Origin of the sequence: Hallella mizrahii, assembly GCF_009695775.1 — a bacterium.
Taxonomy (GTDB): Bacteria; Bacteroidota; Bacteroidia; order Bacteroidales; family Bacteroidaceae; genus Prevotella; species Prevotella mizrahii.
Genome location: NZ_VUNG01000027.1, coordinates 37,474 through 53,597 on the forward strand (window position 1 = coordinate 37,474; position 16,124 = coordinate 53,597).

General features: G+C 52.8%; 6 protein-coding genes. 2 read left to right on the plus strand and 4 right to left on the minus strand.

Translation table 11 applies throughout. The features are described 5' to 3' along the window. Nucleotides 1-13 precede the first annotated feature (13 nt). Nucleotides 14-1,552 (minus strand): APC family permease, encoded by a 1,539-nt coding sequence (locus tag FYJ73_RS10400; RefSeq protein ID WP_154534650.1) that lies wholly within the window; start codon nucleotides 1,550-1,552, stop codon nucleotides 14-16. 754 nt (nucleotides 1,553-2,306) lie between these two features. Further along, nucleotides 2,307-4,835: a zinc-dependent metalloprotease gene (locus tag FYJ73_RS10405; protein WP_154534651.1), complete on the minus strand. Its 2,529-nt coding sequence runs from the start codon at nucleotides 4,833-4,835 to the stop codon at nucleotides 2,307-2,309. 719 nt (nucleotides 4,836-5,554) lie between these two features. On the opposite strand from FYJ73_RS10405, the gene FYJ73_RS10410 reads away from it, so the two are divergent. Further along, nucleotides 5,555-6,004: a GxxExxY protein gene (locus tag FYJ73_RS10410; RefSeq protein ID WP_154534652.1), complete on the plus strand. Its 450-nt coding sequence runs from the start codon at nucleotides 5,555-5,557 to the stop codon at nucleotides 6,002-6,004. Between the two features lie 510 nt (nucleotides 6,005-6,514). On the opposite strand, the gene FYJ73_RS10415 is transcribed toward FYJ73_RS10410, so the two are convergent. Further along, nucleotides 6,515-8,473 (minus strand): alpha-L-arabinofuranosidase C-terminal domain-containing protein, encoded by a 1,959-nt coding sequence (locus FYJ73_RS10415; protein ID WP_154534653.1) that lies wholly within the window; start codon nucleotides 8,471-8,473, stop codon nucleotides 6,515-6,517. 294 nt (nucleotides 8,474-8,767) lie between these two features. Between FYJ73_RS10415 and FYJ73_RS10420 the strand changes: the two genes are divergently transcribed. After that, nucleotides 8,768-12,793, plus strand: a complete 4,026-nt coding sequence (locus tag FYJ73_RS10420; protein ID WP_154534654.1) for a hybrid sensor histidine kinase/response regulator transcription factor — start codon at nucleotides 8,768-8,770, stop codon at nucleotides 12,791-12,793. Nucleotides 12,794-13,787: 994 nt separating this feature from the next. Here FYJ73_RS10420 and FYJ73_RS10425 read toward each other — a convergent pair. After that, entirely contained in the window at nucleotides 13,788-15,269 is a 1,482-nt protein-coding gene (locus tag FYJ73_RS10425) for a sodium:solute symporter (protein ID WP_154534655.1), read from the minus strand. Nucleotides 15,270-16,124: the final 855 nt, after the last annotated feature.

Sequence of the window (16,124 nt, forward strand, 5' to 3'; positions counted from 1 at the left end):
GGCGATGCTGATGCTAAAAGAGGATAGGGATGAGATAGATGGCCAGTGCCACGACGGTGACAGCAGCAGTGCCCCATGCCCAGATCTTGTACTCTCTGTCGATATGCAGTCTCTCCTTAACGGTGGGTTCGTCGATCTCGCCGATCTCCTCTTCGAGAGTCGGCATGACATCCTTATGGCCACGTGTGTAGAGGAAGAAATAAACCAGAGAGGCTACGCCGATGATGGCGGCGGTGATCAGTGCCATGCGGTCGGCAAAGCAGAGCATGAAGGCATAGACCACAATGGTAAACCAACTGCCAAAGACACCCATCGGTGCTTTGTAGGGTCGCTTCAGATCAGGGTACTTCTTTTTCAAGCCGAGATAGGCCAGGCAGCCAATCATGTAGCAAACGGCCAGAGAGATGAGTGACACCGAGGCAATGTAGGTGATAGAGTTGGTGGCAATGAGAATGAAGTTGATGATACCCACGAGGAGGATGGCGTTGTTGGGCGTGTTGAAGCGTGGGCTGATCTTTCCGAGGAACTTAGGAAGGCTGTGATCTTCAGCCATCGTATAGATATAGCGGGCAGGAGCGGCAATGCCGGGGTTGATAGTGCTCAGGTCGCCGCCAAAGGTGATGGCGATACAGAGCAGGATGATCGGTGCGCCGACAAGTCCGGCAGCTTTCAGACCCTCAGCATAAGGAGCGTCTGACACGGCCAGTGTGCCGTAGAAGTCGGGGCTGACCAGTGCCACGAGGAACCACTGAAACAGCGCGTTGACGGCAAACACCAGGAATACGCTGAGCTTCAGCGCACGCGGCAAGGTATACTGCGGGAATTTGGTCTCGCCACCTACCGAGCAGCAGGTTTCAAAACCGGTGTAGCACCACCATACGAGTCCGAAGATATACATCATCTCATTGAACGGCGGCATCTTGTCCATGGTGAATCCACCGAAATATGCCAGGTGCACATGAGGAATCATATAGCAGAACCACAGGATTGTCATGCCCCAGAAGAAGAAGATAAAGCCGTTTTGTACCTTACCGCTCTGCTTGATGCCGAGACAGTTGATGACGAGGAAGATCGCCACAAGGCTGCAGGCGATCACACGGTCATCGATCATGGAGATGTCAACACCCAAGGCGCTCATCAGTATCTTGAAATAATTGGAGAACGCCAGCGTCTCGCCGGCACCGATGCCGACCACCGAGATGATATACTGCCAACCGGCAATGATGGCCCACACCTTGTTCAGACCACGCTTGGCATAGTTGTAGGTACCGCCTGCCTCAGGCAGCACTGCCGCCATCTCGCCGTAGATCATACAGGGCCAGATGCTCACCAGCAGTGAGAGAAAGGTGAAGACTATGATCCAGGGACCCACCAGTCCTACCTGCGCGCTGCCGCATGTGAAGATACCGACACCGACAACGGTGCCTATAGTCATACCAATTGATTCTTTCAGCCCCAGTACACGTACCAGTCCGGGTGCTTTCGCTTGTGCTTGAGAGGCGCTTGCTGTAGCTATAGTAGCGGCAACCGCTGTGGATGGATTCGGCTTCATAAGCAATAAGTTTAATTTCTTTCTACTTTTGTTATCACTGATTTATGATTATGCTGCAAAAGTAATCATTTTGTCAGCAACTAACAAGTATTACTAACAAAAAGTTATATAAATAATATATATTGCTTACACCATGCCTAATCAAAGACAAGATGAATGCAATATTGAAATGATTTATTGGGATAACACTTACAGATTGGCACTTAATTGATGTATATCAATGACACAGTGCTATAAAGAGACGTAAGTAAGCAGAACAAAGGATAGAAAAGAGATCCATCAATGAGGGCAAAAAAAAGCCATCCCTTTCTCACGAAAAGGATGGTCTGGATAGTTGAATAAAAAAGCTGTTGTAACTAACGAACGATATATATTTCTTTTCGAGTGCAAAGATAGACTATTTATCCCATATACGCAAATATTCATGCGTGAAAGTGTTTTAAAATTCAACGAAAGAGAGTTTTTTATCAACTAACGGAAATCTGACACTATAAGAAGAACGGAAATCTCAGGAAAAAACGCAAATGATTACCTTTAGCCACGCAATACAAAAATAGAAGAAAGAATTGTCAGAAAACGCTGAGGTTTCCTTATCATCAAGAAAGATAAGGAAACCTCAGCATAAATAGCATGACATACGCACACATATAAAACCAAATAAGTAATTGAGCCATGCATTGAGGACACTTATCCTCGTTCGAGTTAATATTCATGCATCCCCGTTTCCTTGACCCAATTACTATTCTCTGTTGTCTTACTCCGCCTTGTCGTACTTCTTTCGGATGAGTTCTATCTCGTGGATGAGTTCAGCGTAGTGCAGTGCATTGAGGCTGTTGGAGGACAGCGAAGCCTGCTGCTTGCGGCAGAACGTCTCCACGGTGTCGAGATGCTGGAGCAGGAAGAGACGGGCATCGGAGTTGGCAGCATTGAGGCTAAGCGTGCTCTTGTCCTTCGACGGATCCGCATTGATATCCTGGTTGAGCGTGTTGACGTAAGCACGCTCCAGTTGGCGGCGATAGTAGTCCTGCTTGTCGCCTTCCTTTCCCAACGGTTTCCACACAGCGTGGAAGACGTCGGTGAGATATTCCTGCACGGGATAGGGCTTGAGCGCACGCTGGCTCTTCTTATACTGGTTGGCCACCATGTTGGAGGAGAGCAGGTAGGAGACGAGCGTGCGGGCCCGGTTCACGATCTCGTCCTCAGCGTCGAGGTTGAGTTTCGTACAGATGCTCGTGGGATAGAGCCACAGCGGAGCCTCGAAGACATTGCGGGCGCACCAGTCAATGGCTTCCTTCTGCACGTCGCGGGGAACGACTTCCGTGACGGGCATGCCGGGGATCGTATTGGTATACATGCCGCCGATGTTGCGCTGCACATGGAGACAATAGCGGGCAAACTGCGAGCGCACGGACTTATGCATCTCCTCAAGGTCGTCGTACTGGCCGTCGGGTTGTGCCGTCCACTTTTCGAGATGAGCGATGACGCGCTTCAAATTCTTGATGCCATAGTCGCTGGCTTTCATGTTGTCGTCACCGAGGCTCTCGGTCTGGCTGCGTGGATCCTGCCCTCGTCCCTCGTCACCGCAGTAGGCCAGTCGATGGTCGTGGCTGAGCGCCTCGCTGACTTCGGTGCGGAGCTGCTTGGCTTCTTTCCATGGATCCTTGAATTCCGGACGATACTGGTAGCCCCATTTGATGGCCCATTTGTCGTAGACATTGATGCGTGGGAACAGTCCGCGCTCCGACACGCCGTCCTCGGGCTGAGCCACATAGTTGAAGCGTGCATAGTCCATGATGCTCACCGTGTGGCCATTGGCCTCCACCCACTTCTTGTCGCGGAGCTTCTCCACGGGTGTGGCACTGCTGGCGATCATGTTGTGGCGCAGTCCCAGCGTGTGGCCGACCTCATGGGAAGAGACAAAGCGGATGAGCTCGCCCATGAGCTTGTCGGGCAGTTGCATGGTCTGAGCACGCTTGTCGAGCGGCCCGCACTGGGTGATATACCATTTGCGTACGAGGTTCATCACGTTGTGATACCAGCAGATATGGCTCTCGATGATCTCGCCGCTGCGCGGGTCAACGATGCACGGACCATAGGCGTTCTCCGTTTCGGAAGGCAGATAGCGCAGGAAACAGTAGCGTGCGTCGTCGGGACTGATGTCGCTGCCCTTGGGCACTTCACGGGCAACGATGGCGTTTTTAAATCCGGCAGCCTCAAAGGCAGCGTTCCAGTCGTTGATGCCGGCGATGAGATAGGGCACCCATTTCTTTGGCGTTGCCGGGTCGATATAGTAGACGATCTGCTTTTTCGGTTCCACGAGCTTGCCCTGTTTATAGGCCTTCGGGTCCTTGGGCTCCAGGCGATAGCGGTTGATGATGGCGTAGCCTTTCGAGGGCGCACCGTCGGAGAAGCGTGTCTGACGGGTCTCGAAAAATCCTACACGGTTGTCGGCGATACGTGGCTGCATCGGCTTCTCGGGCAGGAGCACGATGCTCGTGTTCATGCCGACGGTGACAAAACCGGTCCTTGACGCCGGCATCCTGCCGTCGGGACAGCTATAGGTGCGCAGCGTCCTCACCTCGACGTTGATGGGATAGACCGTCATCGTGTCAATGAAGCTACGATCAGCCTGCAAGGCCGTGACGTTGACAACCTTGCGGTCCGACGATGAGAGTCCGAAGATGTTGTTGTCCTGAACGAAGAACTTACTCACCTCCACGAGCATGTCACCGGTCTTGGGATTCTTTCCGATGATGTCGAACTTCGCCACGATGGGGTCGATCGTGGACTTTTCGACGAGTTGCGCCATCTGTTCCTTGTCGTCGGCGACCTGTGTCTTGGCATAGGCGCGGAGCAGCAGCGTCTTGTCATCACGCTTTTCGAAATAGATGGTGCTGTGGTTGACCTCCTCACCGGGCAGTTCCTTGAAGGCCTGCGGCACTGAGGTGAAACGTGTCACCGCTAAGAGCATGCGGTCGGTGATGCGTTGTGGCACCTCAAAATACCATTTATCCTCGATATGTCGCACGGTGAAGAGTCCGTTACGTACCGAGCCGCCTTTCTTCATGAGTTTGTCGTAGGCGTTTTCCTTCTTGGCGGCTGTGGAGTCTTTCTTGGCCTTGTCAGCGGAATGTCTCTTCGCGATGGAGTCATTGTGTACGGTGGAGTCTTTGCGCATCACGCTGTTATCGAGGCCGACAACGCTGTTATGAGCGTTGGCAGGCAAGCCGAAGACAAGAGTCAGGGCAGCGCTGAGCGTGAGTTGTCTGAAATTGATGTTCATATTGTTGTACGTTAAAATCTATGGAAGAAGATTGTTAATGTTGGAATTAGTCTGGTGAGGATCTCAAACAAAGAAAGTTGAGATTGTTGTTATGCGGTCGGATGATACTGCATCATCTTTCACTTTAGGCTCGCAAAGGTAAGCATAAAATCCGAGAAAACCGACATGAGAAAGGACTTTTTGCGTATCGGAATCGCGATAAGGGTCGACGGAACAGGGTTATAGGACGCCATACGATGACTACCGCGATGGCTCATGAATTATTGAAGAGGAATTGTCTGAGGTCTTTGCATCTTCCATCCAGGATATGGCAGAGACATTGGAATATACCTATGAGAAAACATTGCAACTGTTGAAAGTGCACTATGACGGTTATCTATATTTCAGCAATTGATAGTGACGCAATTACGAATTATGGAATGATATTCCTCCTTAACAGCCCGGCAGACAGTCAATGTCTTTGTCCTGACTCATATTGCCTTGCCGTATCCAGGTGATACGAAAAAAGAAAATCATGTACAGGCTTACGCTCCATGAGGAGCTCTGAGTCTCAACCAGCGGGATAGCCTTACGAGCAAGCTCGACGGCTATCCCGCTGGTTGAGACTCACCCCTTTCGGGGTCAAAGCCTGTACATGAAGAAAATTGCCAAGGCATAAAATTGCGCATAACGCATAAAATAAAGCGGCTGAATAATCGTTTGTAAGTAAAACGCAGTACATGAATGATTTGTCTATTTCTCGTTCTCTCCTCGATTCTGATCTTCATCAGTCCCTCATTCAATATGTTTATGGCATTATTGGCTGTATGCAATATGTCCACAGACAATTGGGACCCGGAATGCCGGAATATATCTACCAGGAGGCTTTGTGCAGAAAATTGGTTAAAGAAAAGTTTGATGCAAGGAAGGAGTTCATATATCATCCGTTTTTCGACGGAGAACAACTCGAAAGCTACATCAAGATGGATATGGTCGTGATAATGCCCCGTGGCAATGTCATCATAGAGTGCAAGTCCATCAAGACTATCACGAACAAAGAGCAGTTTCAGACGTTTGGTTATCTTCGCGGCACATCGTTTCCAATAGCCATTCTGGTGAACTTCGGTACATGGCCCAAAGCACAGATAGAGCGTTATTATTACTACGATGATATCATCAAGGCTTTCTAAAATAATTGTGATCAGATTTAGGGGGGGGCTGAATATTTTATGCGCTCTGCGCAATTTTACGCGATAGCGATTTTCGTCACGGGCAGGCTTTGTCCCCCGTAGGGGGTGGTGCTGAGGTGATGGGGACAGCCGACGAGCTTGCTCGTAAGGCTGTCCCCATCACCTCAGCACCATAGCTCCATGGGGAGCTAAAGTCTGTACGTGACTATTTTCCAAAAACTTATTCTCGATTCAGGGTGACGCATTGACGAAGTCAGGAACTGTCAGCGACTTCAAGGTGGCCACTGAGTGATACGAACCTATTCAACACAATCAAGGCCCCCCGTAATCACTACGGAGAGCCTTAGGAATCATTAAAATCATCTGTCTTACTGAAAAAAAGTAAGTACAGCGAACCTACATAACATCTTGTAACCTAACTTTACACTTCTAAAAACCTAAACTTATAGCATTATTCATGAAGCCATATTCTTCACATTATATTAACCTTATATTCATCTTATATACTCCTCACATCTTGATCACATTGACCGACAGCGGTGCGAGCACCACCTTGAAAGTCTTGCCGGTCTTCTGTTTGGCGGTCACCGGCACGACATGCTTGGGGTTGTCGATGGAGTTGGTGTCCTCGGGCTTGGCAGCCTTGAGCGTGGTGATGGTACCCTTTCCGGCTACCTTACCGCCGCTGACGGTGACGGTGAGCGTCTGTGCTGTCTTTCCGCCGTTGACAACCTTCAGGTATGTACGTCCCGACTGCGTGTCGGTCGTTGCCGAGTAGTATAGTTGCGGCAGCTTCTTACCCTCGTATTCCATTGTTGGCATGTCCTTGTCGACCATCGGCACAATGCGGTTGCCCACATTCTGGGCGAACATACACTGAGCGTAGTAGGACGGCGAGCCGTAGGCGTTGAGCGCGTCGTATCCGATGAGGTCGCTCTCCCATTGCATGCCACCTTTGTTGACGTTGACGAAGAGCGGTGCGTAGCAGTGACCGATCAGCAGGTCGGCGTTGCGCTCCATACCTGTCATCCAGGCAGCGTCGCCAAGCGCCGCATTCATATTGGTGGTCGGCTTGCCCTCGCGCGCTGCCCACTCGCCGCAGAAGATCTTCGGACCTTTGCGGTCGTATTTGTCGTATTGGTTGGCAGCCGCATACATGTCACCCGTACTGCGATAGTAGTGCTCATCGATGACATCGAACTTCAGTCCGGTCACGCCCGTCTCCTGTGCCCAGTGCTCCACCATCTTCTGATCAGCGGTAGAGATAAGCTGCAGCTGAGGATACTTGGCTTTGATGGCGTCATAAAGTTTTTTATAGCGTCCGGCATAAGAGCCGCTCTCGTCGAAGAAGTCCTCATTGCCGATCTCCACATAGTGCAGTGGGAACGGCTGGGGATGTCCGTCGCGCACACGCTGTGCGCCCCACTTGGTCTCAGGACCGCCCGTGACATACTCGATCTCGTCGAGGGCATCCTGAACGAAGCCGTCGATGTAGTCGGCAGTGAGGTGGTCGCCGCTGAGCGTGTAACCGGCAAAGACACCGAGGATCGGCTCTGCGCCACAGTCCTCCGCCCACTCCAGGAACTCCAATAGACCAAGACCGTCGGTAGAGCGATAGCCCCAAGGACTCATGTGGCCCGGTCGCTCATCGGGATCGCCGATGGTGCGCTTCCAGTCGAAGCGGTTGCGGAAATCATTGCCCTCGAGGTAGTTGCCGCCGGGGAAGCGCAGGAACTTCGGTTTCATCCGGCACATCATCTCCATGAGATCCTTGCGGAGTCCGTTAGGCCGGTTGTTGAACGTCTCAGGGAAGAGCACCGTTTTGCTCAAGTCATACGTTCCCTCATTGTCAGCGATGATGACAAAGCGAGCGTCCTTCGTGGCCTTGACCTTTTCGGGCACGGTCAGCTCGAAGCTCTTCTTCTGCCAGTTCTCCCCGAGTCCGTCGATCTTTGTGGAGGCAAAGACCGTCTTGCCGTCGTTGCTGACAAGGCTCAGCGTGAACGAAGTGCCACTGCCTTTCTCGGTTTTGGCGATGACATATCCTTTATAGTGTTCTTTCGCGCGGATGGGCACACCCCAGAATCCACCGTTGGCAATGCTTGCTCCAGCCTTAGCCTTCCATTTCAGCACCGCGGGATTGGCACGGTTGTATCCGCCCTTCTGCGTGAGCGTAAGTTGTGAGGCGAGCGTGTCGGTAGCCAGCCAGTATTTGGGTCCTCCCGAATGCCAGGGCGTCCATGGGTTGCGACGCTGTCCGTTGACATCCTCACGGAAGGAAGGGTCGCGCAGGATCTGAGCGTAGAGACCGCCTTCATAGGAGAAGTTGATCTCCTCGGTCATCATACCATATAGTGTCGGGCTTACCGCCTTCTGGGCTTTGTCGAGTTGCAGGGTCAGCTGCTGGGCACTGGTGCCGAGTGCTGCCATGAGCATGAGAGTAGTTAAAGCAGTTTTTGTCGTTTTCATTTTTGGGAGATTTGATTTCTGCTGCAAAATTACGACATTCGTCCTTATCTTACTTTATTATTAGTCTCATAGAGTTTTGATATTTGTATCGCAGTGTAACATTTTCTTTATAAAATGTCTTTTCAGCCACTTTTTTTGAGATAAAGACGTAATGACTTACCATTTTTTTACTATCTTTGTGGCTACAAAGACAGGAGCCGCGACGTTCCGCCGTAAACCGTTTACTTCCGGATGCCGTGTCTCACCAAAACTTAATAACATAACATCGTGTCACCGACACAGATTAAAACCATCATGCGGAACCTTAGACAGACACTTTTCTTCCTTATCCTATTATTGACTTCCGCCTTTGCGGAGGCTCAGACCGGCAAACTCTATAACACCGAAAACGGCTTGTCGAGCAGTTTTGCCAACCAGGTGTTTCAAGACAGCCGTGGCTTCATCTGGGTTACCACGCGCAATGGCTTGAATTTCTTCGACGGCTATCACTTCGTTGTCATCAACCGCGACAATGCCGGCGCGCGCGGATTTGACAGCAACTATATTAATAAGGTGGAACAGGACCGGCAGGGCAACATCCTTCTGGGCTCCAACAAAGGCCTCATGAGTTACGACGGACAGCAGTTCCACGCTTACAAAATCTACAATGCCGAGCACCAACTCATCAAGACCTACGTCAACGACATCGTCGTGCGCCACAATGGTCAAGTGCTCATCGGCACGTCGGGATATGGCATCCTCCAGCCCACCGCCCAAGCCAACGACTATGTATGCCGCCCGGTGAAGGGCGCAATTAGCAAGTTGAAATACATCCGGCGGATGGCAGAAGACCGGCTGGGCCGTTTGTGGATCAACACCGAGGACGGCCGCCTGCTGTGTCTGGACCATCAGGGACGACTCGCTCAGAAGTTTTTGGGCAAAGGCGACCAGGCCGTGACCTCCATCGTCTGCGATGCGCTGGGCAATGTCTATATCGGCACGACGGGCGACGGCGTCTATCTCTCACGCGGCGGCACGTCACCTTTTACCCAGATCAGTGCCTTGGGCAAACTCGCCGTGTCGTGTATCTTTGTTGCTCCTTCAGGCAAGGTATATGTCGGCAGCGATGGACACGGCCTGTTCTCCTATCACCCTGCAACAGGCATCGTGGTCAACAACCCGTTCTATACCAACCGCATCGACCTCACCACCGGCAAAGTCAACTCCATCATCCAAGACCGGCAGGGCAACATCTGGATGACGATGCTCCAAAAAGGACTCTTCATGCAGCCTGCCCTGGCCTTTGACTTTGGATATATCGGCTACCGTGCGGGCAACACCAGCCCCATCGGGGGCAACTGTGTCACGCGCGTACTCTTCGGCGAGGACGGCACGATGTGGGTGGGAACTGACCGCGATGGCCTCTACCAGCTCGACGCCACGGGCAAACAGCTCCGCCACCTCACCTTCCCCAAAACCATTGAGGCGCTCTGCCTCGACAGCCGCCACCGGCTCTGGATAGGCAGCTACCTCGAAGGCTGCGGGTATCTTGAGGGCAACACTTACCATCCCGTGGATCTCGGACAGGGCGTGAGCGTCTTCGACATCAAAAGCGATGCCCGAGGCAATATGTGGCTGGCTACCCTCGGCAACGGCCTCTTCATGATCCGGCCTGACGGCACCCGACGCCACTATGTCATGGCAAAGAACGCCGACGGCAACCTGAAGGCCAACAGCCTGCCCAACAACTTCATCTTCAAGCTGGCGTTCTCGCGCGACGGCAACCGCCTCTATGTAGCCAACTCGGTGGGCATAGCCTGCCTCGATCTCAAGCGCGACAGCTGGCTGAGCACCTTCGGCGTGAACAGCGTCGACCAGGGATCGTTTGCCCACAGCCTCTATGTCGACAGCCGTGACCGCGTGTGGGTAGGCAGCAACGACGTGCTCTACTGCCACGACAAGGCTCACTGGCGCAAGCCGCTCGTCTATACCGTACGGCAGGGACTGCCCGACAACAGCGTGGCCTTCATGCAGGAAGACCGCCAGCACCGGCTATGGCTCGGCACCCTCCACGGACTCTGCTGTATGGACATGCGCACGGGCAAGACACAAAGCTTCTTTGTCGGCAATGGACTGCAAAGCAATGAGTTCAGCGACGGCGCCGTCTCGCTCTCTGCCGACGGCAGGATGCTCGTCGGAGGACCGGGAGGCATCAACGTCTTCGACCCTTCGCATATCGGACATTCACCATGGAAGGCTTCCGTCCACATCTCGCACTTCTTCGTAGGCAACACACCCGTGATCGCAGGAATGAAGTCGGGATGGTTCACCATCACCGAGGAGCCTTGCTACGAATCACATCTGTTCTCCCTGGCACAGGACGACAACAGCTTCTCGCTGGAGCTGACAACACTCACCTATAACGATGTGGAGCAGGTGACCTACGCCTACAGCATCAACAACGAGGGATGGAAGACACTGGCTCAGGGACAGAATGTGCTGTCCTTCGCCCATCTGCCCGCCGGAAAATACCAGTTCCGTGTCAAGGCTCTCTACAACGGCGAGTCGTCGGCCGAGGAGGAATTCATCGTCGAGATCCGTCCCGCATGGTACGCCTCATGGCCTGCCAAGTTTGTCTATCTCGCGTTGCTGGTCTGGGCATTCTACGCCTATCTTGCCTACCGCAAGCGCAAGGAGCAGGAGCATCTCACGCTCCAGGAGCATATCCATGCCGAAGAGATGGGTGAGGCCAAGCTTCGGTTCTTCGTCAACATCAGCCACGACATCCGCACCCCGCTCACCCTGATCATCACCCCGCTGCTCTCGCTCATCAAGACCGACCGCGACCCGCAGCGCCAAAACACCTATGCGCTCATGCGCCGCAATGCCGAGCGTATCCTTCACCTCGTCAACCAGATGATGGACCTCCGGAAAATCGACAAGGGAAAGATGGCCATGCACATGCGGAAAACCGACATGGTAGGCTTCATCGACGACGAGGTGCAGCTCTTCCAGCAGCAGGCCAACATCAAGAAGATACGTTTCGCCTTCCACCACGACAGCGACACGCTGCCTGTGTGGGTGGACCGCGACAACTTCGACAAGGTGATCATGAACCTGCTCTCCAATGCCTTTAAGTTCACCCCCACGGGCGGTGAGGTGAACATCAGCCTGACTCATACCGACACCGACGCCATCATCACCGTGCGCGACACGGGATGCGGCATTCCTAAGGACAAGCTCGAGACGATCTTCCAGCGCTTCTATCAAAGTCCGACCAGCATTGGAGAGCGCAACACGGGTACGGGCATCGGCCTCGACCTCACCCGTTCGCTCGTGGAACTCCACTATGGCACGATCACCGCACGCAACAACAGCGACGGACCGGGCGCCTCCTTTATCGTCACACTGCCTTTGGGCAACAGCCATCTCAAACCCGAGGAGATGGTGGCAGACGACGGCAGCATGACACCGGTTGAGCACGACAACAGTGAAGCCGACAAGCAACTGGCGCAGGAACTCAAAGACATGGAGGCGGATCCCCTCGTGCATCCCGTTGCCACACGCGACGACAACAGCAAACCGACGATTGCCGTCGTGGAGGACGACGACGAGATCGCCAGCTACCTGCAGACGGAGCTGAGCAATGAATACAATGTCTGCTACTATCCCAACGGCAAGGTGGCTCTCGCGGCTATCCTCAAGGACATGCCCGACCTGGTCATCAGCGACGTGATGATGCCCGAGATGGACGGCATCACGCTCTGCACCAAGCTCAAGTCAAACATCAACACCAACCATCTCCCCGTCATCCTGCTCACAGCTAAAAGCCGAGACGAGGACCGCATGGAGGGGCTGGAGACCGGTGCCGACGCTTACGTGGTCAAACCCTTCAACATGGATATCTTGCGACGCACCATCGCCAACCTCCTCGCCGTGAGACGTACGCTGAAAAACAAGTTCACCGGACAGGAAGACCAGGCCGACAAGATCAACAAGGTGGACGTGCAGACGCCCGACGACAAATTCCTGCAGCGTGTCATGGATGTCATCAACGACAACCTGAGCAACTCCGACCTGGGCGTGGACGACATTGCCGACCAGGTGGGCATCAGCCGTGTGCACCTCTATCGAAAGATGAAGGAACTCACCAACCAGACACCGCACAACTTCATCAAGAACCTGCGGCTCAAGCAAGCTGCACGTCTGCTCGAGAATCCGAAACAGAGCATCACCGAGGTGATGTATGCCTGCGGATTCTCCAACTCGGCGAGCTTCTCCACGATGTTCAAGAATATGTATGGCATGTCGCCAAGAGACTATCAGCGGTCGAAGATGTGATGCCTCAACCCCATTGAGGTAATAAGAATATAACCGAATATCGAGAACTGGTCTGCTTGATATTCGGTTATCTTTTTCCTGCTTTCGTCATTGGGACACCCAAGTTCCAAGATTGGTGACTATATCGGCCCACTCATATGTTTTACGGGGTTAGGGCGGGGATAAACCCCGCCCCTACGAACCCACCACTTCAAACGGATTTAGGAGCGGAGACAATTCCCCGCAATTCAGTGTCAAGGGTGACAATGTAGGGGCGGGGTTCATCCCCGCCCTAACCCCGAAAAAGATATAAAAACGGCGCACTGGACATTTTCCGTGGAATCATAGTGAGAGGAAATATAAATCTTTATGCTGCCATTATCGCTTTGGCATTTTAAACGGAAAAGAGAAAAGAAAATCATGGTCATGCTTATGCTCCCCAAGGAGCAATGGGTCTAAAGCTATGGGGTAGTCTTGCGAGCAAGCTCGCCGCCTACCCCATAGCTTTAGCCCCACACCTTTGGTGTCAAGCCTGCCCATGACGAAAATCGCTAACGCGTAAAATTGCCCCTTGGGCATAAAATCCTGCGGCCGGAAGATAGTCCATAGCGTCTTGAAAGGCTGCCCCATCACTTCCACACCATAGCTCCATCGGGAGCTTAAGCCTGCCTATGAATATTTTCCTTGAGTTATGGACCTCTTTAACCAATTATGAACATATCGGCCCACGGGAAATATCCAGTGCGCCATAAAAACATGTGGCACGGGGGTGGAATGATTACCGTCACGGGGGTGAGGGCGGGGAGAATGATTACCGACAAGGGGGTTAGGGCAGGGATAAACCCCGCCCCTACGAACCCACCACTTCAAACGGATTTAGGAGCGGAGACAATTCCCCGCAATTCTGTGTCAAGGGTGACAATGTAGGGGCGGGGTTCATCCCCGCCCTAACCCCGAAATTCAGTGTCAAGGGTGACAATGTAGTTAGGGCAGGGTTTATCCCCGCCCTAACCCTCTAATCAGAAAGTGTACGTGAGAACAGTCGGGATGTGCCGCCATGCCGACGCTCATACGGCAGATGAGCGGAAGGAGCTGTCAGCCACACCCCCATGAAGGTCAGAGCTCCATTGAACATGAGCAATTCGTAGCCGAACTGATAGTCGAAACAGCGGCGGGCAAGAATGTCGGCGGCAAGACAGAGCAGTGGCGAAGCCACACAGACGTATGGTACCCAACGGTCACGCACGCCACGACGCGTGAACAGTCCGTAGGCAAACAAGCCGAGCAGCGGACCATAGGTATAGCCAACCAGCATCAACACGGCCTGCAGCAGGCTGGTGGAGTTGAGACGGGCAAAGACAAGAATAAACACCACGAACACTACGGCGATGACGACATGCGCGCGCTTGCGCAACTGCTCATCGGCAGGCCGACGGAACAGATCGACACACACGCTCGTCGTCAACGCCGTCAGTGCTGAGTCGGCCGAGGAGAAACAGGCGGCCACAATGCCGATGGAGAAAAGGACCGTCACCACAGGTCCCAGACGCCCGCCGGCTGTGAAGTTGAGCATCAGCTCGTCTGTGTTTGCCGGCAAGGCCATGCCCCATCGTTGAGCGAGCAGGGCCAGCAAGACACCAAGTGCCAGCAACAGAAGGTTGGCCGGAAGAAAGGCGAAGCCATAGGAGCACAGATCCTTTTGCGCCTCGCGCAGCGTGCGGCACGTGAGGTTTTTCTGCATTATGTCCTGATCGAGACCTGTCATCACCACCACGATGAACACGCCGGAGAAAAACTGCTTCCAAAAGTTCTGCGTTGACCGCCAGTCATCGAAGACAAAGACGCGCGAACGACTGTCGTGGGCTACCGCCACGACGGCATCGGAGAGCGACATGCCGAGGGCGCGCGTCGCACTGAAAATGATGAGCACCAGCGCGACCAAGATGCAAAGTGTCTGAAAAGAGTCGGTCCACACGAGCGTGCGAATACCGCCACGACGCGTGTAGAGCCAGATGAGCAGCACCAGCGACGACACCGTCACGACAAACGGCACATGGTAGGCATCGAGGACAAAACGCTGGAGGATCATGCATACAACGTAGAACTTCACTGCCGATCCCGTCAGCTTGCCAATGAGGAAAAACGAAGCCCCGGTGGCATAGCTGCGTGCCCCCAGCCTACCCTGCAGGTAGGTGTAGATGCTCGTCAGCCTGAGACGGTAGTAGACAGGCAACAAGACAAAGGCCACGGCAAAGTAGCCCAGGATATAGCCCAAGCACATCTGCAAGTAGGTCATCTGCACGCTGAGCACCATGCCGGGCACGGAGACAAACGTCACTCCCGAGATGCTGGCACCGATCATACCAAAGGCGACCATCGTCCACGGCGAGCTGCGACGGGCATTGAAGAAGTCACGGTTATCGGCATGGCGGCTGGTCAGCCACGACAGAAATAGTAAGCAAAGAAAATATAGAAGTATCGTCGCAATAATGATCATAGATGCTGTAAATGATAGTGATGAATAGAGCGTTGCCTGCAAAGGTAACACTTTCTTTTAAAAGCACAAATCGGAACGTCACCTTTTTTCCATGTGCAGGTTACGACATTGGAAAAAAACATACATCGCACTTTTTCAATCTAGAGAAGCCGAAAGGCAAAAAAAGGCAAAACGGTAAGGACGAAACGGCTGTTTTGTGTGTCTTGTCCGCAAAAAACAATGTGATGAGCAAGTCATCTCAGTTGTTTGACATCGAGAAACAACTGAGATGACCGCCACAAAACACTGAGATGATCAGCACAAAACAGTTGTTTCTCATCGACCAAGCCGATGGCTCGAGCCCACAGAGACAGTGCTTATTAGCTATCTTCTTGACTATCAATAACTTGCAAAATATGGCCAAAAAATCGAGAAAATCCGGGCAAAAGACCGGTTGCTTCCGAAAATCGCAGCCACAGTAGCGAAAAATGTCAGTTTTCTCAACAAAGTATCTTGGAGACTACCGACAGGGCCTCATCACCGCCGTAACGGTGGACGCCAGTAATACCAGATTGTGGTAGGTTCGTAGGGGCGGGGTTCATCCCCGCCCTAACCCCCTTGACGGTAATCATCCCATGACATGTGATGGTAAACATGCCACGTGATGGTAATCATCCCATGACATGTGACGATAAACATCCACGTGACGGTAATCATCCCATGCCGCGTGCCACATGTCTTTAATATCTTCCTGTTTTCCACGTTAATAGCCGTTAACGGCCGTAAATCATTAAAAATCAATAAAGTGACACTTTGTATTTGGATTTTTGGGTGGCGCAAGCTATCTTTGCATCATGTTCGTACACAAGAAACGCC